Here is a 22,209-nt window from a genome sequence, read left to right on the forward strand (position 1 = left end):
TAGCCTCTTCAATATGTCAATAATAATTTAAAGGCAGGAATCTCGAATGCGCCTCCGAAACCTCAATTTAGCTCCCCGAGCTGCCTTGTTTTTCACGTCAATCATCGTATTGGTATTCGTGCTGGGGGTATTTGCAGTCCTGCAAATGGGCAAGCTCAGAGACGCCGAGAAAGACGTCGAACTCAATTGGATGGCCAGCATCCGCCAAACGGCGTTGATGAACACCACGATCCTTCGCCTGAGGCTCGAAACGCAGCGAGGCCTTGCTGATCCTCAATCCATTCAAAAGACTATTGAAAGCTTCGCTGGCTACCGTAAGGCATTCACCGAAGCGGTGGCGAACTATGAGCCCCTCATCGCCGATGAAAAGGAGCGCTCGTTTTATATTCCGGTAAAAAATAGTGCTGATGCCTATGCCAAACAACTGGATATTCTTGAGCCTTTGATGAGACAGGGTGATATCGCGGCTGCGGTCAGCCTGGTGAGTACCAGCATCCGCCCTCTGACGAACACGATGGAGGTGCAGATCAAAGACCTCACCAACTTTAACAACGAAGGCGCTGCACGGGCCGGGCAAACTGCGACGGATCTCTATGAAAACGGCCTGTGGCTTGTTGTAGGCCTCATAGCGGGTGTCGTTATCTTGACGGTCGGTTTGGCATTACTGCTGACGAAAAGTATTACCTCCCCGATTAACGACGCGCTGTCTGTCGCTGAGCGCATCGCGGCCAGTGACCTCTCCAAAGAGGTCTTGGTAAGCGGGACGGATGAAGCCGGGAGACTGTTGAAAGCGCTCGCGCAGATGCAGGCAAACCTGCGAAACACTATCATGCAGATATCCGATTCCTCTACTCAGCTGGCGTCTGCATCTGAAGAGATGACGGCGGTTACCGAGGAGTCGAGTCGCGGCCTTGTTTCCCAGAACGATGAAGTCAATCAGGCAGCGACAGCGGTCACAGAAATGAGCGCTGCCGTTGATGAGGTCGCTCGTAATGCCGAGTCAGCTTCCGAAGAGTCCAAACGTACCCAAGGCTATACCGAGGTAGGTTTGGCGCGGGTGGCTCAGACGTTAAAGTCAATTCAAAAGCTGAACGGTAACGTTGAAAACACGAGCGAGCAGATTCAAGGGTTGTCAGACCGTGCTCAGAGCATCACCAAGGTTGTCGAGGTAATCAGGGCCATTGCAGAGCAAACCAACCTGTTGGCGTTGAACGCCGCCATCGAAGCCGCACGGGCGGGCGAGCAAGGCCGTGGATTTGCGGTGGTGGCTGACGAAGTAAGGGCTTTAGCCCATCGCACCCAGGTGTCTACTCAAGAAATCGAGCAGATGATTGCTGCCATCCAGAGCGATTCTGACCTGGCCGTGAAGGCGATGAATACGAGCAGAGACCTTGCGACCGAATCACTTGGCGTTGCCCAAGAGGCTAGTACCTCGCTGGATCAAATATCAACGGCCATCATTCAAATCAATGAACGCAACCTCATGATCGCGACTGCTTCTGAAGAACAGTCTCACGTCGCTCGAGAGGTGGACCGAAATCTGGTCAGCATTCGTGAGCTTACGACACAGAGTGCTGCCGGAGCCGCGCAAACCGCGAGTGCGTGCGGCGAAATGTCAAAGCTGGCGGTTAATCTGAATCAGTTGGTTAATCGGTTTGTTGTGTGAGAACGGTTTTGGGGGCTGTATCCAGTTCCGGCATGAACGCCTTGAGGCGTGGGTCTTCCACCGCAGGGCTTGATTGCTTGATCAAGTTACAGCCGCCCGTGGGTGCAGTGAGGTAAAGCATGCCCTCAGATGTGCCCCCCAGTGTAGAAATCCACTGGAAGTGAATTTAGCTTCATGGTTTGTGGAAAGGCAGAAATGATCAGCTGAACGGCCTGCCTGCGGACTCTTAAAGACTATCCGGATCCCCAAAAAACATCTGAATCCGCGACCTCAACCAGCGCTCCCCCGGATCATTATCCTGCGCGCCCCTCCAGGCCATGTGCAGTTCGAACGTGCGGGTTTCAATCGGCAGGTCTTCAGACCGAACGCCCCCAGCGGCTGTTAGTACCTGCGCTGCATAGTCAGGCACGGTGGCGATGATGTCGGTGCCGGTCAGCAGTGTCGCCAGGCCATTGAACTGTGGTACGGCGAGGACGACGTGGCGTTTGCGGTCGATTTTTTCCAGGTGCTCGTCAATGAACCCGCTCAGGTCGCCGGCGAAGGAGACCAGCGCGTGTGGGCGGGCGCAGAAGTCGTCGAGGCTCAAGGGGCCTGGTATCGAGTCGGCCCGCAACAATTGCGGCTTGCTCCTGCGCAATACCTTGCGCTTGGCGTTGGCAGGCAGGTCCTGGGTGTAGCTGACGCCGACCGAGATTTCACCCGAGGCCAGCAATGGCGGCATGAGGATGTAATTGACGCGTCTGACCACCAGCACAATCCCCGGAGCTTCGGAGCGCAGGCGTTTGAGCAGGGTGGGCAGCAAGGCAAACTCGACGTCGTCCGACAAACCGATGCGGAACACTGAAGTGCTGGTGGCCGGGTCGAACTCTGACGCACGGCTAACCGCTGTCGAGATGGAGTCGAGTGCCGGCGAAAGCAGGCCGAATATTTCTGTGGCGCGGGCGGTGGGCTCCATGCTGCGCCCGGTACGCACGAACAGTGGGTCGTCGAACAGGCCGCGCAGGCGAGAAAGTGCTGCGCTGATGGCTGGCTGGCCCAGAAACAGCTTTTCCGCCGCACGTGTAACGCTGCGCTCATGCATCAGGGTTTCGAAAACGATGAGCAGATTGAGGTCGACGCGACGCAGGTCGTTACGATTCATGCGGAATATCTCGGGCCATTTGTCGGTTGGGACGTGAGCAGGGTGCGATAGTACGAGCAAATGCGGGTCTGGCGCAGGGAAAATTAATGGCAAGGCCACGGAATGTCCACATGGCTTGCAATGTCTCGTCGACATGCGAACAATGGCGGCCATTGCGCATCGTGGCTTCCAGACGCTTTCTGGCTGCGACATGCAGCTCACAGGACACAATCGATGACAGGCATGTCGACTATCAATAGCCACCGATAGTGTTCCCGGCAATGCCCGGATAAAGTTTGTGGCATCAAGGTTTACCAGGCGAGGTTCTAAATGTCCCGCACGATCCGTATTCACCAGTTTGGCCCGGCCGAGGTGCTCAAGCTCGAAGAGCATCCTGTCGCGTCGCCTGTTACCGGCGAGGTGCAGGTGCGCGTCCAGGCCATCGGTGTCAGCTGGTACGACGTTCTCTGGCGACAAAATCTCGCGTCTACCCAGGCCCGGCTGCCTGCTGGCCTGGGTTATGAGATGGCTGGCGTGGTGACTGCGCTGGGCGATGGGGTCGACGATTTGCAAGTCGGCGACAAGGTCGCCAGCTTTCCGGCAGCCGATGCCAACCAGCACCCGGTCTATGGCGAAACCATCGTATTGCCGCGTCGGGCATTGACTCGCTACCCGGATGTGCTTTCGCCGGTCGAGGCCAGCGTGCATTACACACCTTATCTGGTGGCGTACTTTGCCTATGTTGACCTGGCGCGTATCAAGTCCGGGCAAACCGTGCTGGTCACCGACGCCAGCCACTGTTCCGGTCCTGCTTTCGTGCAGTTGGGCAAGGCGTTGGGTGCCCGGGTGATCGCCGCGACCAAGACCGAAGATGCCCGTGAGTATTTACAGTCTCTGGGTGCCGACAAGGTGGTGGTCACCGAAGAGCAGGACTTGTTGATGGCAATCAACAAGTACACCGAAAACCGTGGTGTCGATGCTGTTTTCGATGGCCTCGGTGGCCCGCAGATGTCGATCATGGGTGATGTGCTCGCGCCACGCGGCAGCCTTGTGTTGTATGGCCTGCAAGGCGGTAATCAGACGCCGTTCCCGGCCTGCGCTGCGTTCCAGAAAAACATTCAGTTCTACGTGCACTGCCTGGGCAATTTCACCGGCAAGCCTGAGCTGGGTATTACTCAGGATGAGGCTGCACTGCAACGCGCCTTGCAGCAGATCAATCAAATGACCGCCGACAAGGTACTTGCGCCGTTGCAGACGCGCAGCTTCCCGTTCGAGCAGGTGGTGCAGGCGCACCGTTACATGGATGTCTGCCCGATTGGCGGGCGTGCGGTGCTGGAAGTCGAGTCGGTCTGACTCGGCAGATTTCAAGTTTAAGCGTGTTATCGAAAAAGCCTTCCGAACGGAAGGCTTTTTGCATTCTATTGTGAAATCCCTGCCATTAATTAAACGTCATTTGAATAACGCATCGTCGAGCCTGTGTGGGTGCGCTAACGGTGAGTGAGAATTAAAAAAAGATAACCACAACAGATAAGTTTACGTCAGGCTCAATTGTTTATTAAGGTTTATTGGTTCTGTCAGTTAGCGTGATCCATAAATGGTATTTCCTACGAGCTTTGATGAAAACATGATTGAGCGCAAAGCCTGCCGGTCACTGGAGCGCCTTGAGCGGCCAGCCTTATGGCTGGCGGCATTGCGCCGTGGTGAGTCAGTCGCGCAGCATGCAAGTAATCGAGGTATTAAACAGTAAGTTTAGTGGCAGGGAGAACGTTCGGAAGGCTGTACTGTTTTTAAGCACAAACTGTGTCTTGTAATTGTGTTCGCGATATTGATAATGCGTCGGTAATTACCACTCAGGGAATGAGTCATGCTCGACTATAAACTTGGTTGTCAGCTTGATGTTCAATGTTCTGCCTGCACCGTGTCGCGTTTTGAGCGACAGGCAGGTGACACACAATGAGCTCTATCCACGAACAGGCAATGAATTACGTCTATCAGCAAGTATTGCAACGTTTGCTGGGGTATTTCACCCGTGCGGAACGCACGGCGTTGCAGTTGTTGATTCAGCGATTGATTGTCGCGGCTGGCGGGATCGAGCGAATTTCCGGTTTCAAGGTGCTGGTGGCGTTCGGCGGTGGCAAGGACAGTGCCTACACGCTGGCCTTTTTGCGCGCCGCCCAGTTGAGCATTGCCTGTCGATCGCCCGGTACGTTCAATTTGCGGGTCGCCAATCGACGCCACGCGGGAATGACACCCGCGGTGATGGATAACATCAACCGCACCTATTCAGCATTGTTTCTGTATGACGACCCGCGCGTCGAAACGCTGGTGATCGACAACCAGTACACCCAGGCCTTCGAGCCGGATCTGCCTTTTTCCAGCGCAGGGCGCGAGCAGAATCGCCTAGACATGCTGCTTGGCGGACACCTCTCCGCAGGTGACGCGCGCACCACGTTTTGCAATACCTGCTATCTGGGGCTGGCGGAATTTCTGGGGCGCGCGTTGAGCTGGGGTAACGGTGTCGATGCTGTGGTCAGTGGCGATTCACGCAGGGAGCAGCGGCAGTACGCGACGTGGATCATGCGTCTGGCCCAGCGCACCGGGCAATACACGGGCAGTTGGGGCAACCAGACGCTGACTGGCGTACTCAAGGTCATCGACACGATCGGCCAGGCGTATTACCACGAACTGTACGGGGACGGCGAAGACAGCCCGCGGGCAAACCGATCCATAGCGGTCCCTGAAAAAGCCAACGCGCCAGCCTTTATCACCATCGCCGATCTGGTCAGTTGCAAGGCAGACGAGCACTGGAACCTGCTGACTGAATTCCTTGATTTCCGCTTCGATGATCTGTCGTTCAGCTTCAGTGAGTCCGATTGCGCCAACCCTTTGCTGATGGCTCATATGCGGGGCCTGACTGCGCAGTACCTGCAAGAGCGAAATTATGCCGACGGGATAGCCGAATACCTTGAGCTGGCAACATCGCTGATGCGCAGAAAGCAGATGCCGCCACGATTGATTGATCAGGCGCTCAGCGCTTATGCCGGGCGGGCGCGAATCGAGACGCGTCGCGAGCTGGCCTCAGGCTTCGCTCAGGAGGGGTTTGGCCTGAACGAGACTCAACTGGTCTGCATGCTGTTCTCGCCATTCGTCAATCAGGGCGATGGCCTTGAATCATTTCTGCGCCGCTGCCATCCCGGCATGCTGGTGGCACTGCCGGATCTGCACAAGGTGCTCTCGGGCTCAACGGCCCCGGATCAAGTGATGCAGTGGCTGGTGGATATCAGCGGTCTGAGCCTCCAATCGTTGCAAAACCTTTACGGCAAACAACGGGTGAACTTCGATGACCCTCATTCGATCATCGCCAGAATTCGCGCTGCCGATCCTGACAAACGCCGAATCATGACCGTTGACCCGGCGACCGGTCAGGCAGTGGTCGAGATGCTTTCCGGGCGCTGAACCGGTTTCGGATCATGGCTGCTGTCGGCAACCGGCGTCAGTCATGTCGCGATTTTCTGAAGCCTGGTCTGGCTGAGCTGCGGATACCTGGATGAAAAACAACACGGATTTCGCCTATCAGGCGGTTTACCGCTACCTCGTGCGGCTGGTCGACCAGCAGCAAGGCGAGCTGGCGCTGAAGATGCCGTCACTGCGACAGCTGGCACAGCGACTGAGCGTATCGATATCCACGGTGCAAAGTGCCTATTCGCTGCTGGAGAAGGAAGGGCGCGTTTATTCGCTTCCCAAGTCCGGCTATTACTCGGCACCGTGCAGCGGGAACAGGGAAGGGCGAGCATGCCCTGACAGCGATGGCGATCTGTTGCACGTGCTGTGTGATAACGCCCGTCGCCCGGGCATGTCGCTGCTGGGGTGCGATGAACCGACCCTTCTGCATGCACATGAAAGTCCGCTGCCGGCAATGGAGCAAGAACTGGTTCGCCGTTATCCGCGCCTGCGGGAACCAGGTTTTCAGCCGTTCGGCGAGCCAGAGCTGCGCACCGCACTGGCAGCCCGCTATACCCGCGACGCGGAACACTGCTGGCACGCTGACAATGTCTATGTCGCCCCGGACCTGCATGGGGCGTTCAAGGCCGTTATCGAAACGTTGGGGTTGCGCGGCGCTGTGGTACTGGTGGAGTCGCCTTGCGCCTGGGCGTTGCTGCGCTTGCTGCAATCGTTCGATATCCGCGTTATCGAGCTGCCACTGGACGATACCGGCAGCCTTGATCCTGCTCGACTCGATAGCCTGTTGCGCGACAATGATATCGGGCTTGCCGTGTTGCCTTCTTTACTGAACCCGGTGCGAGGCAGCATGCGCCCGCCGGGTAACAGCGAGGCCGTTACGCAAGCGTTAAACCGCCACCAGGTCTGGGTGCTGGAAAATGACAGCCATGCGGGTGTGCAATTTGCGCACGAGCAGGCCCCTCTGCGCCACTGGGTTGACCCGCAGCGTCTGGTGATTATCGGCGCCTTTGACAAGAGCCTTGGGCCTGAAGCCCCTTACGGCTATCTGCTGTGCAAAACCCTTGAGGTGCGCTGGCAGCAGTATTTTTGGCTGCGAGCATTCGAACTGCCGCCGATTCGTCAGCGGGCGATTGCCAGGCTGTGCAGCAGTGGTCGTCTGGACGGGCAACTGATGGCGTTGCGAGAAACCCTGGCCAGACGCATGCAGTCGATGACACAGCAACTGGATGAACAGACGGGCGGAGCGTTGCGTTATCAGGTACCCGAGGGCGGCTGTGGCGTCTGGGCCGAGAGCGTACACCCCGTGGATATGCGCCAGGTCTTCGACAGGCTGCTGGCCCAGCGCATCGTCATTACTCCCGGCGAACTGTTCAGCCTGCAAAACCGCTACGGGCAGCATTTGTGGGTCAGCTACGCCATCGACTGGAGCCAGGATCCGGCCGCGCGCCTGGGCGCGTTGGGAGAAGCGTTAGCACAGGCGCGTCTGCCCTAGACACTTACATCGCAGGCCGTCGATCCATTTATGTTTGCCACACGTGATTCAAGGCTGTTAACTGGACGCCTGTCCAGTATTCACAACCTACGGCTTCCCAGCGCAGTGACCCCGACCGCCCCTGTAAAACCCGACTCCGAGCCAGCCCTCATCAGCGAATCGCCTGCGCGTTATGTCGTGGCCGTGCGCGCACTGTGCGAGTTCACCGCCAAGGTCGGCGATCTTGACCTGCGCTTCACACCATCGCCAACGGCTCAGGAAGGGATTGCCGGACACCGTACGGTCGCGTCGCGTCGTGGTGCTGACTACCAGGCCGAGCTCTCATTGAGTGGTGACTATCGCGAGCTGACGGTAAGGGGCAGGGCGGACGGGTACGACGCCGGTCGCAATCAATTGGAAGAAGTGAAGACCTATCGCGGCGAGCTGGATGCGATGCCTGCCAACCACCGTCAATTGCACTGGGCACAGGTGAAGGTCTACGGCTGGCTACTTTGCCAGCGTCTGCAACTGGAGCAAGTGACGCTGGCACTGGTGTATTTCAACATTGTCAGCGAGCAGGAAACCCTGATTCGCGAGTCATTCAGTGCAACGACGCTGCAACAGTTCTTCGAGCAACAGTGCACGATATTCCTCGGCTGGGCGCAGCAGCAAATGGCGCATACGCAGGCGCTGCACAAGATGCTGGGCAGCCTGAAGTTCCCTCATGCGTCCTTTCGTACCGGGCAACGGGTGCTGGCCGAGTCGGTGTACAAGGCGGTGAGCACCGGCTGTTGTCTGATGGCTCAGGCACCCACGGGCATCGGCAAGACGGTGGGCACGCTGTTTCCATTGCTCAAGGCGGCGCCCGGTCAGCAGCTCGACAAGATTTTCTTTCTCACCGCCAAGACTCCCGGGCGTCGGTTGGCGCTGGATGCGCTTGAGGTCATCAATCACAGTGCGCCGGAGCTAAAGCTGCGGGTGCTGGAACTGGTGGCGCGGGACAAGGCCTGCGAGCATCTGGACAAGGCTTGTAACGGAGATTCCTGTCCACTGGCCAATGGCTTTTACGATCGTCTGCCAGCGGCCCGCGCCGCTGCACTTGAGTCGCCCTGGCTGAATCAGGCCAGCGTGCGCGAGGCCGCATTGCGGCATCAGGTCTGTCCGTATTACCTCAGCCAGGAACTGGCACGCTGGGCTGATGTAGTAATCGCTGATTACAATTATTACTTCGACCTCAGTGCGCTGCTGTTCGGCCTCGGCCAGCTCAATCAGTGGCGCGTGGCGGTGCTGGTCGACGAAGCGCACAACATGGTCGAGCGGGCCCGGCAGATGTACAGCGCCAGTCTTGATCAGAGCCAGTTGAAAGCCCTGATCCAGACGTCGCCCGAACCCGTTAAAAAAGCCTTGCAGCGTCTCGACCGGCAATGGAATGCGCTGCACAAAGTGCAGCCCGCTGCCTATCAGGCGTATTCGGCGGCACCGGAAAAATTCATCGGCAGCCTGAACCAGTGCATCTCGACCATCGGTGATCATTTCAACGAGCACCCGCAGACAGTGGATGGCACGTTGCAGGGTTTCTATCTGGAAGCCATCGGCTTTGCACGCATCGCCGAGCTGTTCGACGAGCATTTCATATTCGACATCACCCGGCGCGAGGCGGGCGGCAAGCGCATCCTGTCGCGCCTCAGCCTGCGTAACGTGGTTCCAGCACGCTTCATCCGTCCGCGCCTGACCGCTGCGCGCAGCACCGTGCTGTTTTCCGCAACGCTCAACCCGCGGCATTACTATGCGGACCTGCTCGGGCTGCCGGTCAACACAGCGTGGATCGATGTGGAATCACCGTTTAATCACGACCAACTCGACGTGCGGATTGTCAGCCGCATTTCCACCCGTTTCACTCATCGTCAGGCCTCGCTGGCACCGATTGTCGAGCTGATGGCGGAGCAGTTCGAAGCGCGGCCAGGTAACTACCTGGCGTTTTTCAGCAGTTTTGATTACCTGCAACAAGTGGCTGAACTGATGGCGCAGACTCATCCGCACATCACCCTCTGGCAGCAGGCGCGGGGCATGGGCGAGAGTGAGCGTCACGCGTTTCTCGACCGCTTTACCCTGAGCAGTCAGGGCATCGGTTTTGCCGTACTGGGCGGTGCCTTTGGTGAGGGCATCGACTTGCCGGGCGCACGGTTGATCGGCGCGTTCATCGCCACGCTGGGGCTGCCGCAGCTCAACCCGGTCAACGAGCAGTTCAAGCAGCGCATGGCCGCATTGTTCGGTGCTGGCTACGACTACACCTATCTTTACCCCGGCGTGCAAAAGGTGGTGCAGGCCGCTGGACGGGTGATCCGCAGCCAGAGTGATCGTGGCTTGGTGATGCTGATCGACGATCGTTTTGCCGAGCACAAGGTCAGGCAGCTGTTTCCGGCGTGGTGGCGGCCTGAAACGTCAACGGCTTAGGGATCGATACTCAAGCAGCGCTGTCGAACTGCCAGTAAACTGCCGCATCGATTATGTTTTTACCTGCAGCAAGTCTTTATTTTTTCTCTGTATTTCATTTCTTAGTGGAGGTTGTATGAGTCTCAGTCCTTTCGCCGGCAAGCTGGCACCTGCGCAGTTACTGGTCGATATTCCGAGACTGGTCACGGCTTACTACACCGGTCAACCTGATGCATCGGTACCTACTCAACGCGTTGCGTTCGGCACTTCCGGACACCGTGGCACGTCGTTCGATCTGGGCTTCAACGAATGGCACGTGTTGGCTATCAGCCAGGCGATCTGTCTGTACCGAAAGGCAAATGGTATCGACGGCCCTTTGTTCCTTGGGGCTGATACTCATGCGTTGTCCACGCCAGCCGCTGCCACCGCTCTTGAAGTGCTGGCCGCCAACGGCGTTGAGGTGATGATCTCGCAAGGCGATGAATACACGCCAACCCCTGCGGTGTCTCACGCCATTATCTGTTACAACCGTGGCCGTACTTCGGGGCTGGCTGATGGCATCGTCATCACGCCGTCGCACAACCCGCCGCAAAGCGGTGGCTTCAAGTACAACCCGCCCAATGGCGGCCCGGCTGACAGTGATATCACCAAGTGGATCGAGAACAAGGCCAACGAACTGCTGGCCGAGAAAGTCACTGGCGTTTCACGCATCAGCCATGAAAAAGCACTGCGTGCCGACACCACTCACCGCCATGACTACGTCAACACTTACGTAGCCGACCTGAAGAACGTCATTGATCTGGACGCTATTCGCGATTCGGGTCTGCGTCTCGGTGTCGACCCGCTGGGTGGGGCCGGGGTGAACTACTGGTCGGCGATTGGCGAGCATTACGGCCTGAACCTGGATGTGGTCAATAAGTTTGTCGATCCTACGTTCCGTTTCATGACCGTTGACTGGGACGGCCAGATTCGTATGGACCCGTCTTCCAGCCATGCCATGCAGAGCCTGATCGGTCTCAAGGACCGTTATCAAGTGGCATTTGCCTGTACCCGGATCACGACCGCCACGGCATCGTGACCCCGAGCGGTGGCCTGATGACGCCCAACAGCTACTTGGCGGTATCCATCGACTACCTGTTCCAGAACCGTCCTGAGTGGCGCGCCGATGCGGCAGTCGGCAAGACTGTGGTCAGCAGCGGCATGATTGATCGTGTGGCTGCGCGCCTGGGTCGACGCCTGTACGAAGTGCCGGTCGGCTTCAAGTATTTCGCGCAGGGCCTGTTCGAGGGTTCGTTGGGCTTTGGCGGTGAAGAAAGCGCCGGCGCCTCGTTCCTGCGCCGCGACGGTACTGTCTGGACCACCGACAAGGACGGTCTGATTCCGGCCTTGCTGGCTGCGGAAATCACTGCCCGTACCGGTCGTGACCCAAGCGAAACGTACAAGAACATGACCGACGAGCTGGGCGAGCCGTTCTCGACCCGCGTCGACGCCAAGGCCAACCCGCAGCAGAAGGCGCTGCTGAGCAAGCTGTCGCCAGAGCAGGTGACTTCCACCGAGCTGGCGGGTGAGCCGATTCAGAAGGTACTCAGCAACGCACCGGGAAATGATCAGGCGTTCGGTGGCGTGAAAGTCATGACCGAAAACGGCTAGTTTGCCGCACGCCCTTCAGGCACCGAGGACATCTACAAGATCTACGCCGAGAGTTTTGTCAGCGAAGATCACCTCAAGCGCCTGGTGGCAGAAGCTCAAGTGCTGGTGGACGGGGCGATTTCGCCGAAATAATCACTGCTTTCGTCAAGGCCCGAAAAACCTCGAACCTCAACCGGTTCGGGGTTTTTCAGCTTTTGACCTGTGGCTCAGTCGCGATAGAAGACCTGCACCAGGTGATAACCGAATTTGCTTTTGATCGGGCCGTGCACCACGCGTAGCGGCTTCTTGAAGATCACCTGATCGATGGCACCGACCATTTGCCCAGGCCGGACTTCGCCCAGATCACCGCCACGTTTGCCGGATGGGCAGCTAGAATGCTTTTTAGCCAGCACGTCAAACGCCTCACCCTTGGCAATGCGCAGCTTGAGCTGTTCGGCCTCTTCGGCGGTTTTCACCAGAATATGGCGGGCTTGGGCTTTCATGTCGCAATATCACCTGCTGCAAAAGGCTGCCATTATGCCTGCTCTTGCTGAGCGACGCCCGCGCGTCACGCGTGCCGTCATGATGGTCGTCGTCTTTTTACTTCATTTTGTACGGTATTGATTATGGATTTTCCGGCGCTGTTGAAGATTCTGGCCAGTCAGGACGGATCGGACCTGTATCTTTCCACCGGAGCGCCTCCGTGCGCCAAGTTCAACGGCGTGCTCAAGCCGCTGGGCAGTGAAACCCTCAAACCGGGCGAGGTGGCGGTGATTGCCCAGGGGCTGATGGACGAGGAGCAGAAGCTCGAATTCCTGCGCGAACTGGAGATGAACCTTGCTGTTTCGCTGGCGGGCATCGGCCGGTTCCGGATCAATATCTTCATGCAGCGTAACGAGGTGTCCATCGTCGCGCGGAATATCAAGCTGGATATTCCGCGTTTCGAGGACCTGTTCCTGCCGCCCGTACTGCTCGATGTGATCATGGAAAAGCACGGCCTGGTGTTGTTCGTCGGTGCCACCGGCTCGGGCAAATCGACCTCGTTGGCAGCGCTGATCGATTACCGCAACCGCAACGCCAGCGGCCATATCATCACCATTGAAGACCCGGTCGAATTCATCCATCGGCACAAGAAGTCCATCGTCAACCAGCGCGAGGTGGGGGTCGATACCCGCAGTTTCCGCGCGGCGCTGAAGAACACGTTGCGTCAGGCTCCGGATGTGATTCTGATCGGCGAAATTCGTGACCGCGAGACCATGGAGCATGCGCTGGCGTTTGCCGACACTGGCCACCTGGCGATCTCGACCCTGCATGCCAACAACGCCAATCAGGCGCTGGACCGGATCATCAACTTCTTCCCGGAAGAGCGTCGTGCGCAGTTGCTGCATGACCTGGGCAATAACCTCAAGGCGTTCGTGTCCCAGCGGCTGGTTAGAACCCCGGACGGCAAACGTCGCGCAGCGGTGGAGGTGATGATGGGCACGCCGACCATTCGCGACCTGATTCAGCGCAATGAACTGACCGAACTCAAGGGCATCATGGAGAAATCCGGCAGCCTCGGTATGCAGACCTTCGACACGGCGTTGTTCAATCTGGCCGTCGAGGGGGCGATCAGCGAGGAGGAAGCGCTGAAGAATGCCGACTCGCAGAACAACGTTCGTCTGCGCCTCAAACTGCACAGTGAAGGCGGAGTCGCCAGCCTGACGCCGCCGCCCCCGGCCCCGATCGGCAGCAGCACGGCAAGTACCGCCGAGTGGGGGCTGGTCGATGACGACGCGCCGGGGCCGCAGGCGTAAATCGGTGAAGCTCCTGCGCCCTCCGGGCAGAAGCTTCGTTGTGGACCAGATTATTCAGGGCGCGCAGCAGCCAGCAATTCCTGTGTATAGGGGTGCTGCGGTGATTCGAACACATCGTGGCTGGCACCGCGCTCGACAACCTTGCCGTCCTTTACCACGATGACATCATGGGCGAGCGCCTTGACCACCGCCAGGTCATGACTGATGAACAGGTACGTCAGGCCGTGCTTTTCCTGAAGCTCGCGCAGCAGTGCGACGATTTGTTTCTGCACGGTGCGGTCCAGCGCCGAGGTAGGCTCGTCGAGCAGAATCAGCGCTGGTTTCAGCACCAGCGCCCGCGCAATGGCGATACGCTGACGTTGACCGCCGGAAAACTCATGGGGGTAGCGATGCCGGCTCTGCGGATCGATGCCGACTTCTTCCAGTGCCCGAATGACCTCTGCATCGCATTTCGTCGGGTTGTTCTGGCTGTGTACCTCCAGGCCCTCACTGATGATCTGCGCCACTGACATGCGCGGGCTGAGGCTGCCATAAGGGTCTTGAAAGACCACTTGCATCTCTTTGCGCCACGGGCGCATCTGTTTCTGGCTCAAGCCGTCCAGCGCCTGCCCGCGGAAGCGGATACCGCCGCGTGATTCCAGCAGGCGCAGGATCGCCTGGCCCAGTGTCGACTTGCCGGAACCCGATTCGCCGACGATGCCGAGGGTCTTGCCGCGCTCGATACTCAGGCTGATGTCATCCACCGCCTTGAGGTACTCCTTGTGCCGCCGCAGAATGCCGCCGGTCAGGGAGAACCAGACTTTCAGGTTATCGACCTGCAGAACCGTTTCCCGCGTGTCGCGTGGCAGCGGCTCGCCCGCAGGTTCGGCATCCAGCAGCAGGCGGCTGTAAGGATGCTGCGGCGATTTGAACAACGACTTGCAATCGGACTGCTCGACAATCTCGCCGGCACGCATGACGCAGACGCGCTGCGCCACGCTATGAACCAGATTGAGATCATGACTGATCAACAGCAGCGACATGTCCAGGCGCTGCTGCAGCTCCTTGAGCAGCAAGAGGATTTTGCGTTGCACGGTGACGTCCAGTGCAGTGGTCGGTTCGTCGGCAACCAGCAGTTCCGGCTCGCATGCCAGCGCCATGGCAATCATCACCCGCTGGCGTTGGCCTCCGGACAGTTCGTGCGGGTAGGCTTTCAGGCGTTTTTCCGGCTGCTGAATGCCGACCATTTCCAACAGTTCGACAATGCGCTTCTGCGCTTCACGGCCACTGATGCCACGATGCAGCAGCGTCTCGCCTATCTGTCGGGCCACGCTGTGCAGCGGGTTCAGCGAGGTCATCGGTTCCTGGAAAATCATGGCAATGCGGTTGCCACGCAGCTCGCGCAGGGTGCGCTGGTCGGCACCCACCAGTTGTTGACCCCGGTAGGTGATGCTGCCAGTGGTCAGCGTACCGTTGTGCGGCAGCAGTTGCAGGATCGAGTGCGCAGTGACGGACTTGCCGGAGCCGGATTCACCCACCAGCGCCAGGCATTCACCGCGGCGTACGTCCAGGCTCAGGTTGCTGACGACCTTTTGCCCGCTGAACGCAACGCTCAGGTCGCGAATTTCGATCAGGTTTTCCGGCATATCAGGACCTCGGGTCAAAGGCATCACGCAGCGCCTCGCCTATGAATACCAGCAGCGTCAGGATCAACGCGAGGGCAAAGAACGCTGTCAGGCCCAGCCAGGGCGCTTGCAGGTTCTGCTTGCCCTGGGCGATCAGTTCGCCCAGTGAAGCGCTGCCCGCTGGCATGCCGAAGCCCAGGAAATCCAGAGCGGTCAGGGTCGAAATGGCACCGGTGAGGATGAACGGCAGATAGCTCAGCGTCGCAGTCATCGCGTTGGGCAGGATATGACGCATGATTATCTTCCGGTCCCCCAGGCCCAGTGCACGCGCTGCCTTGACGTACTCCAGGTTGCGCCCACGGAGGAACTCGGCGCGCACGACATCAACCAGCGTCAGCCAGGAAAACAGCGCCATGATGCCCAGCAGCCACCAGAAATCGGGTTCGACGAAGCCTGACAGGATGATCAGCAGGTACAGCACCGGCAAGCCGGACCAGACCTCCAGCAGACGTTGACCGAGCAAGTCTACCCAGCCGCCGTAATAGCCTTGCAGCGCGCCAGCGGTGATGCCAATCAGCGCGCTGATGAAGGTCAGGACCAGCGCAAACAGGATCGACACCCGAGCGCCGAAAATGACCCGCGCCAGTACATCGCGCGCCTGATCATCGGTGCCGAGCCAGTTGTTCGCTGAGGGCGGGCTGGGGGACGGGGTAGTCAATTCATAGTTGGGCGTGTCGTCACTGAACGGGACTGGCGGAAACAGCATCCAGCCGTCGCCCTTGGTGATCAACTGGCGCACGTAGTCACTGCGGTAATCCGGCTGGAAGGGCAGTTCGCCGCCAAATTGTTGCTCGGTGTAGCGCTTGAACACCGGAAAGTAGAGCGAGTGCTGGTAACTGACCATCAGTGGTTTGTCATTGGCGATCAGCTCACCGCCCAGAGTCAGTGCAAACAGTGCGCAGAACAGCCACAGCGACCACCAGCCCCGGCGATTGCTGCGAAAGCGCTCCAGACGGCGACGGGCCAGCGGCGAGAGGCTACGCATCATGCATTCCTCGCGCTGAAGTCGATTCGGGGGTCAACCAGCGTGTAGCAGACATCGCCAATCAGTTTTATCAGCAGGCCGAAGACGGTAAAGATGAACAGCGAGCCGAACACCACCGGATAATCCCGCGAAACGGCCGCTTCATAGCTCATGCGGCCCAGGCCATCCAGCGAGAAGATCACCTCGATCAGCAGCGAACCGGCAAAGAACACGCTGATGAACGCCTGCGGAATACCCGACACAACCAGCAGCATTGCATTGCGAAACACATGGCCATAGAGCACGCGCCGCTCGCTCATACCCTTGGCGCGGGCGGTAGTCACATACTGACGGGTTATTTCGTTGAGAAAGGAATGTTTGGTCAGCAGGGTCAGTGTGGCAAAACCGCCGATCACCAGCGCTGAAACAGGCAGCACCAAATGCCAGAAATAGTCAGCGATCTTGCCGACGGTGGTCAGTTGCTCGAAGTTGTCCGAGACCAGCCCGCGCACCGGAAACCAGTTCAGTGACGTGCCACCGCAGAACACCACCACCAGCAGCATGGCGAAAAGGAAGGCTGGCGTGGCGTAACCGATGATGATCGCGGTGCTGCTCCAGATATCGAACTGACTGCCATGTTTGACCGCTTTGCGAATACCCAGCGGGATGGATACCAGGTATGTCAGCAACGTCGCCCAGAGGCCCAATGATATGGAGACCGGCATTTTTTGCAGAATAAGGTCGGTGACCGTGGCACCGCGAAAGAAGCTGTTGCCGAAATCCAGTCGGGCGTAACTCTTCAGCATCAGCCAGAGCCGCTCATGCAAGGGCTTGTCGAAACCGTATTGATGTTCGATCTGTTTGATCAGTACCGGGTCCAGTCCTCGGGACGCTCGGGAGTGTCCGGCACCGGCCGATTCGCTCGCACCGGCGCCCACGGTCGCACCGCCAATTCCCTGCAAGCGCGCAATAGCCTGTTCGACAGGGCCGCCCGGCGCGGCCTGCACGATGAAAAAGTTGACCAGCAAAATGCACAGCAGAGTAGGGATGATCAGCAGCAGGCGACGCAAAATATAGCCGAGCATTCAGTGCATCTCCGAAACGATGGCTGAGGCACCGCGTTTTTCAGCGAACTGCTCATTGGTCAATGGCGTCGGGCTGATTTCCCACCATGTTTCGATGGCTTCATTGTTGCTGGCCTGGATTTTCGGAATGCCGAAACGGTTCCACCAGACGGTGGAGGAGCCTGGCGGGTAAATAGTTGGGAATCCAGTAGTAGTTCCACTGTAGTACCCGGTCCAGGCAATGTGCATAGTCGGTCATGGCCTGCTTGTTGTCGGCCTTGAGCAGGCCTGCAATCAAGGTGTCGACGGCGGGGTCCTGAAGCGCCATGTAATTGCTGGAGCCTGGGTCCATCGCTACTTTCGAACCAAAGCTGTTGTACAGCTCGGCCCCGGGCGAGGTAGATACCGGGTAGCCGGTGACAATCATGTCGTAATCGCGGGCCATTACCCGGTTGAGGTATTGCGCGGAATCGATGCGACGAATATCAAAATGAATGCCGATCTGCGCCAGCGTGCGTTTATACGGCAGCAGCATCCGCTCGAAACCATTCTGTGCGTTGAGAAACGTAAAGCTGAAGGGTTCGCCCTGTGCGTTAACCAGTTGGTCGCCCTGCGGCGTCCAGCCAGCCTCTTTCATCAGCGCCAGTGCTTGCAGTTGCTTGTCGCGAATGAAGCCTGTGCCATCGGTTTTTGGTGCCTTGAACACGCTGTCGAACACCTGGTCAGGGACCCTGCCACGCAGCGGCTCAAGGATTTTCAGTTCGGCGGTAGTAGGCAATTCGCTGGCAGCCAGCTCCGAGTTGGAGAAGAAGCTGTCCTGGCGAATGTACATGTTGCGCATCATCTGCCGGTTGGTCCATTCGAAGTCCCAGAGCAACGACAGCGCCTGGCGCACGCGGCGGTCCTGAAACATCGGTCGGCTCAGGTCGAATACGAAGCCCTGTGAGCTTTGCACCGCGCCCTTGGCCAGTTGGGCCTTCTGCAAGCGACCGTCACTGAGTGCCGGGCCGTCATAGCGAATTGAATAGCCGGTCGCTGAAAACTCGCGGTTGTAGTCGTAGGCCCCGCCCTTGAGAACCGTGCGTGCCACGTCAATGTCGCCGAAATACTCGATGCTGAAGGTGTCGAAGTTGTACAGGCCTTTGCTGACCGGCAGGTCTTTGCCCCACCAGCCTGGGTCGCGTTGAAACGTGATGGTGCGCCCCGGGTCGACATGGCTGATGGTGTAAGGCCCGCTGCCCGGAGGAACTTCAAACCCCGCGCCACTGGCGAAGTCGCGGGATTTCCACCAGTGTTCGGGGAATACCGGCAGTGAAGCGAGGTCCAGGGGCAGGGTGCGGCTGTCGCTGTGCTTGAAGTCGAAACGGATCTGCAAGGGGGATTCGACTTCCAGGCCTTTGACCGCCTCAAACTGGGTCCGGTATTGCATGTTGCCTTGGGTCATCAGCAGTTCGTAGGTGTACTTGACGTCGTCGGCGGTAATCGGGGTGCCATCCGCGAAACGCGCCTTCGGGTTGAGGTAAAAGCGCAAGGAAAGGCCGCCTGCACCACGCTCCATTTTCTCGGCGACAAGTCCGTAGACCGTATAAGGCTCATCCATAGAGCGTATGGCCAGCGGGGCATAGAGCAGGCCATTGATCTGCGAAACCCCCATACCTTTGTCGGTAAACGGCATCAAGTGATCGAACTGACCTATTTCAATGGCCGAGCGGCGCATGCTGCCGCCTTTCGGGGCGTCCGGGTTCACATAATCGAAATGTTTGAAGTCGGCAAGGTAGCGCGGGGCCTCGCCGTAAACGGTCAGTGCGTGTTGTGGTGCTGCAGACAGCGATTGAACAACGCCAACGAAGGTCAGCGTGAAGGCGAGCAACGATGAAAAAACAAAACGCATGACTCGAATCCTGACTGACGTTCGCAAGCGAATGTCAGGGTTAAAGGCAACTGACTGTCAAGGTATGACGAAAATCCCGGCAGCGCTCAGGCATCTGCGTCGCGGTATCTTCTACAGACAAATGGTCGCTTCGCCAAGCCGCTGCGAGCAGGCAACGGTATTAACGGCCACCTGCAAAAACGGCCCATCCGAAGATGAGCCGTCTGGTACTCAGCGCAGCAGGATCAGTCCTGGCGGCTGGTCACTTCCAGCAGGTGGTAACCGAACTGGGTCTTTACCGGACCCTGAACGGTGTTCACTGGTGCACTGAACACGACGGTGTCGAATTCCTTGACCATCTGGCCTGGACCGAACGAACCCAGATCACCGCCCTGACGGCTGGATGGGCAGCTGGAATTGGCCTTGGCGATTTCAGCGAAATCAGCGCCGCCTTCGATCTGAGCCTTGAGTTCGTTGCATTTTTCTTCGCTCGAAACAAGGATGTGGCGGGCAGTGGCTTTAGCCATGGGGAATAATCTCCTGTGAAAAAAAAGAAACAGCCTACCGGATTCAGTACGGTATTTCCCGACAAAGTTCCTTCGCTCTGTTTATCTGTAACGCAGACGGTCAACCGCGCGACGCAATAGCTGTTCGGTGCCTTCCCAACCAAGGCAGCCATCGGTGACCGAAACGCCGTACTGCAGCGTCCCGCCCAATGCCTGGCAGCCGTCGAACAAGTGGCTCTCGATCATCATGCCGATCAGTGAGGTATTGCCGGCCAGGCGCTGTTCAAGAACATCGTTAAAGACGTGGGGCTGGCGTGACGGGTCCTTGCCACTGTTGGCGTGGCTGCAATCGACCATGATTCGCGATGGGATATTGTTTTTGGTCAGGCTGGCCTGCACCCGAGCGACACTCTGGCCATCGTAGTTGGGGCCGCTGTGGCCGCCGCGCAGCACAATGTGAGTGTCCGGATTGCCCTGCGTCTGGATGATTGCCGGATGACCGTGACCGTCCATGCCGAAGTGGCGATGCGGATGCGCCGCTGAACGCATTGCATCGCTGGCCACCGCGACGCCACCGTCAGTGCCATTCTTGAAGCCGACTGCCATGGGCAGCCCGCTGGCCATTTCCCGATGGATTTGCGACTCGGTGGTACGTGCGCCGATCGCGACCCAACTGAGCAGGTCATCGAAATAGCCCGCGGCCATGGGTTGCAGTATCTCGGTGGCAATCGGCAGGCCCATTTCCAGCATGTCACGCATCAATTGTCGCGACAGCGCCAGGCCTTCAGCCATATCGTCACTGCCGTCCAGATGGGGATCGTACGCCAGGCCTTTCCAGCCCACTGTCGTGCGCGGTTTTTCGACGTAGGCGCGCATCACCAGCAGCATCTGATCACTGACTTGCGCCGCAAGGCCGGCCAGTCGCTCGGCATATTCACGAGCAGATTGCGGGTCATGGATCGAGCAGGGGCCCACGATAACGAGCAGTCGCGAGTCTTCACCTTCAAGGATGGCGCGTACGGCGCGGCGATGGGCAGCAACCTGTTCGGTCAGCGCTGCATTCAGTGGCAGGCGCATTTTCAGTTCAAGCGTGCCGGGCAGGCGTTTCGAGGCGGGGCTGTTGTCTGCCAGAGCAACGGCATGGCTGGACAGGTCGGACGGTTTTACGGCAACGGACGAATTCATATTCTGGCTTCCTGGGCTGGCGGTGCAGTACCGCGCAGACCTACTGGGGTGTTCGACAAAGGGCCGTATTGGCCGGGCGTTTGTGGTTGCCACCTGGCAGTGACCGAACGGAGGCGGCAGGCTGTCCCGAACGGAGATGGCTAAATCGCCAGGCGAAGTCGATGTCGTTGCGGTAATAAGTGGCGTAGTTCATGTCTTAGTCCTCAATGTGCAGCGTGATATTTATGAAGGGTTGAAAATACCTGGCCCTGAAAAAACAAAACCCCCGGTCGGGAAGCCGACCGGGGGTAGAGAATTCTCTGGTTGGCGTCCCCTTGAAGTGGGCGCCGGATAGGTATCAGGCGCGCCAGTGGCTAAACCAATACCCATAATAAGAGTTGAGCTGAAAAGGAGCATTCACCGAGGCAACCCGCACAGCCACAGCGCATGCACGGCAGAAAATGCCGGTAGCCGCTTGAAGCAGTGATGAAGTGGATTGCAGCATGGTGGGTCTCCGTTGATTGCTCCGAAGCTTACTTCAGGAGCGGCGGCGCATTCAATTGGAAAATTCAATCACCAGGATTATCGATGGCTACGAGCATTGACGTGGTGGTCCAGAGGGCGAGGGGTAAACCGCTCAACGGCTGATGACAGTTACCTGGCGGCAGGCTATGGTGCGGCCAGGCTTCTACATATTGCGCCTGCAGTCTCCGGCAGGATCAGCTACTCTTCACCCATTACTTCTTCCTGCGGGGTTTGCATGTTCGGGATGGTCCCGATCTTCATGCCCAGCAATACGGCTACCTTATGCGCTTCACCTCGCCTGCCTTTCTTGCGGCCCGCCAGCACCTGGTAAGTTGTCGCCGGATCAATGCTGTTTTCCCGAGCGAATTCCTGAACAGATTTTCCCTGTTGTTCGAGCCAGGCCTTGGCTTGTGCGGCGGTGCGTATTCCGGGCATAGTTCAAAACCGTTCAAATCTATTCAATTTTGCGGGATTCTAACATTCGTTAGAATGGCTTTAACAGGATAATAGATTCAAATGAGTGGAATCGGTTGTCGGCTGAGAAAAGAACGAGAGCGTCTGAGCATGTCTCAGCGTACCTTAGGTGAAATAGGGGGAGTTGAGGCTAACGCCCAGGGAAAGTATGAAAATGGTGATCGCGCGCCCAAGGCCGATTACCTGGCTGCGGTGGCGGCCAAAGGTGTGGATGTGCTCTATGTGCTGACGGGAGCGCGCACGCCGGTGCCGATTGACAACCTCAGTGTGATCGAAGAAAAGATTCTGGGTAATTACCGGGTGTTGGGCAAAGATGATCAGGATGCGATCAGGCGTGAGACTGTCAGAAATTTTGTGTTCGGGCATAACATGTAGCTAGAGGTGCATGTATGCCGACCAAA

Annotated in this window: 15 protein-coding genes and 2 pseudogenes; 8 read left to right on the forward strand and 9 right to left on the reverse strand. The window is 58.2% G+C overall.

Annotated features, from left to right (window positions below):
- The first annotated feature begins 46 nt into the window (after positions 1 to 46).
- Complete coding sequence (locus AO277_RS10325) at positions 47 to 1,666, forward strand: methyl-accepting chemotaxis protein (RefSeq protein ID WP_044317377.1); 1,620 nt, start codon at positions 47 to 49, stop codon at positions 1,664 to 1,666.
- Between the two features lie 226 nt (positions 1,667 to 1,892).
- On the opposite strand, the gene AO277_RS10330 is transcribed toward AO277_RS10325, so the two are convergent.
- Positions 1,893 to 2,807: a LysR family transcriptional regulator gene (locus AO277_RS10330; RefSeq protein WP_002553328.1), complete on the reverse strand. Its 915-nt coding sequence runs from the start codon at positions 2,805 to 2,807 to the stop codon at positions 1,893 to 1,895.
- A 309-nt stretch (positions 2,808 to 3,116) separates the two neighbouring features.
- Here AO277_RS10330 and AO277_RS10335 point away from each other — a divergent pair, with 309 nt between their 5' ends.
- From AO277_RS10335 to pgm, 5 genes and pseudogenes are all read left to right on the forward strand, one after another.
- A complete protein-coding gene (locus AO277_RS10335; RefSeq protein WP_044317376.1) occupies positions 3,117 to 4,139 on the forward strand; it encodes a zinc-dependent alcohol dehydrogenase family protein in 1,023 nt (340 codons plus the stop codon).
- A 600-nt stretch (positions 4,140 to 4,739) separates the two neighbouring features.
- Entirely contained in the window at positions 4,740 to 6,242 is a 1,503-nt protein-coding gene (locus AO277_RS10340; protein WP_010197391.1) for a hypothetical protein, read from the forward strand.
- 91 nt (positions 6,243 to 6,333) lie between these two features.
- Complete coding sequence (locus AO277_RS10345; RefSeq protein ID WP_044317375.1) at positions 6,334 to 7,740, forward strand: aminotransferase-like domain-containing protein; 1,407 nt, start codon at positions 6,334 to 6,336, stop codon at positions 7,738 to 7,740.
- A gap of 105 nt (positions 7,741 to 7,845) precedes the next feature.
- Positions 7,846 to 10,173 (forward strand): ATP-dependent DNA helicase, encoded by a 2,328-nt coding sequence (locus AO277_RS10350; protein ID WP_044317374.1) that lies wholly within the window; start codon positions 7,846 to 7,848, stop codon positions 10,171 to 10,173.
- A gap of 115 nt (positions 10,174 to 10,288) precedes the next feature.
- Positions 10,289 to 11,934, forward strand: a pseudogene (pgm, locus tag AO277_RS10355) (phosphoglucomutase (alpha-D-glucose-1,6-bisphosphate-dependent)).
- A gap of 74 nt (positions 11,935 to 12,008) precedes the next feature.
- Here pgm and AO277_RS10360 read toward each other — a convergent pair.
- Positions 12,009 to 12,284, reverse strand: coding sequence for a peptidylprolyl isomerase (locus tag AO277_RS10360; RefSeq protein WP_002553334.1), 276 nt, complete (start codon positions 12,282 to 12,284; stop codon positions 12,009 to 12,011).
- Between the two features lie 123 nt (positions 12,285 to 12,407).
- Between AO277_RS10360 and AO277_RS10365 the strand changes: the two genes are divergently transcribed.
- A complete protein-coding gene (locus tag AO277_RS10365) occupies positions 12,408 to 13,577 on the forward strand; it encodes a PilT/PilU family type 4a pilus ATPase (protein WP_044317373.1) in 1,170 nt (389 codons plus the stop codon).
- 50 nt (positions 13,578 to 13,627) lie between these two features.
- On the opposite strand, the gene AO277_RS10370 is transcribed toward AO277_RS10365, so the two are convergent.
- From AO277_RS10370 to AO277_RS10400, 7 genes and pseudogenes are all read right to left on the reverse strand, one after another.
- A complete protein-coding gene (locus AO277_RS10370) occupies positions 13,628 to 15,202 on the reverse strand; it encodes an ABC transporter ATP-binding protein (protein ID WP_044317372.1) in 1,575 nt (524 codons plus the stop codon).
- Position 15,203: 1 nt separating this feature from the next.
- On the reverse strand, positions 15,204 to 16,226 hold the full coding sequence (locus AO277_RS10375; RefSeq protein WP_044317371.1) for an ABC transporter permease: 1,023 nt from the start codon (positions 16,224 to 16,226) through the stop codon (positions 15,204 to 15,206).
- A complete protein-coding gene (locus AO277_RS10380; protein WP_002553338.1) occupies positions 16,226 to 17,290 on the reverse strand; it encodes a microcin C ABC transporter permease YejB in 1,065 nt (354 codons plus the stop codon). Before AO277_RS10380 ends, AO277_RS10375 begins: the two co-directional genes overlap by 1 nt.
- A pseudogene (locus tag AO277_RS10385) lies at positions 17,291 to 19,160 on the reverse strand (extracellular solute-binding protein). It lies immediately after the preceding gene.
- A 224-nt stretch (positions 19,161 to 19,384) separates the two neighbouring features.
- Positions 19,385 to 19,666: a peptidylprolyl isomerase gene (locus tag AO277_RS10390; protein ID WP_002553340.1), complete on the reverse strand. Its 282-nt coding sequence runs from the start codon at positions 19,664 to 19,666 to the stop codon at positions 19,385 to 19,387.
- An 81-nt stretch (positions 19,667 to 19,747) separates the two neighbouring features.
- Positions 19,748 to 20,830 carry a 3-deoxy-7-phosphoheptulonate synthase gene (locus AO277_RS10395; protein WP_002553341.1) on the reverse strand — a complete coding sequence of 361 codons (1,083 nt, stop codon included), beginning with the start codon at positions 20,828 to 20,830 and terminating at the stop codon, positions 19,748 to 19,750.
- A gap of 702 nt (positions 20,831 to 21,532) precedes the next feature.
- Entirely contained in the window at positions 21,533 to 21,769 is a 237-nt protein-coding gene (locus AO277_RS10400) for a DNA-binding protein (protein ID WP_002553342.1), read from the reverse strand.
- A gap of 81 nt (positions 21,770 to 21,850) precedes the next feature.
- On the opposite strand from AO277_RS10400, the gene AO277_RS10405 reads away from it, so the two are divergent.
- Positions 21,851 to 22,183, forward strand: coding sequence for a helix-turn-helix domain-containing protein (locus tag AO277_RS10405; protein WP_099258956.1), 333 nt, complete (start codon positions 21,851 to 21,853; stop codon positions 22,181 to 22,183).
- The last annotated feature ends 26 nt before the right edge of the window (positions 22,184 to 22,209 follow it).

It is taken from the genome of Pseudomonas amygdali (assembly GCF_002699855.1).
In the GTDB taxonomy this organism is placed as follows: domain Bacteria; phylum Pseudomonadota; class Gammaproteobacteria; order Pseudomonadales; family Pseudomonadaceae; genus Aquipseudomonas; species Aquipseudomonas amygdali.

What these genes read in the sequence shown, in the direction of transcription:
- AO277_RS10375 (WP_044317371.1), bottom strand. Translation starts at nt 16,226, where the DNA reads ATGCGTAGCCTCTCGCCGCTGGCCCGTCGCCGTCTGGAGCGCTTTCGC.
- AO277_RS10405 (WP_099258956.1), top strand. Translation starts at nt 21,851, where the DNA reads ATGAGTGGAATCGGTTGTCGGCTGAGAAAAGAACGAGAGCGTCTGAGC.
- AO277_RS10360 (WP_002553334.1), bottom strand. Translation starts at nt 12,284, where the DNA reads ATGAAAGCCCAAGCCCGCCATATTCTGGTGAAAACCGCCGAAGAGGCC.
- AO277_RS10335 (WP_044317376.1), top strand. Translation starts at nt 3,117, where the DNA reads ATGTCCCGCACGATCCGTATTCACCAGTTTGGCCCGGCCGAGGTGCTC.
- AO277_RS10370 (WP_044317372.1), bottom strand. Translation starts at nt 15,202, where the DNA reads ATGCCGGAAAACCTGATCGAAATTCGCGACCTGAGCGTTGCGTTCAGC.
- AO277_RS10345 (WP_044317375.1), top strand. Translation starts at nt 6,334, where the DNA reads ATGAAAAACAACACGGATTTCGCCTATCAGGCGGTTTACCGCTACCTC.
- AO277_RS10325 (WP_044317377.1), top strand. Translation starts at nt 47, where the DNA reads ATGCGCCTCCGAAACCTCAATTTAGCTCCCCGAGCTGCCTTGTTTTTC.
- AO277_RS10365 (WP_044317373.1), top strand. Translation starts at nt 12,408, where the DNA reads ATGGATTTTCCGGCGCTGTTGAAGATTCTGGCCAGTCAGGACGGATCG.
- AO277_RS10395 (WP_002553341.1), bottom strand. Translation starts at nt 20,830, where the DNA reads ATGAATTCGTCCGTTGCCGTAAAACCGTCCGACCTGTCCAGCCATGCC.
- AO277_RS10340 (WP_010197391.1), top strand. Translation starts at nt 4,740, where the DNA reads ATGAGCTCTATCCACGAACAGGCAATGAATTACGTCTATCAGCAAGTA.
- AO277_RS10380 (WP_002553338.1), bottom strand. Translation starts at nt 17,290, where the DNA reads ATGCTCGGCTATATTTTGCGTCGCCTGCTGCTGATCATCCCTACTCTG.
- AO277_RS10390 (WP_002553340.1), bottom strand. Translation starts at nt 19,666, where the DNA reads ATGGCTAAAGCCACTGCCCGCCACATCCTTGTTTCGAGCGAAGAAAAA.
- AO277_RS10330 (WP_002553328.1), bottom strand. Translation starts at nt 2,807, where the DNA reads ATGAATCGTAACGACCTGCGTCGCGTCGACCTCAATCTGCTCATCGTT.
- AO277_RS10400 (WP_002553342.1), bottom strand. Translation starts at nt 21,769, where the DNA reads ATGCCCGGAATACGCACCGCCGCACAAGCCAAGGCCTGGCTCGAACAA.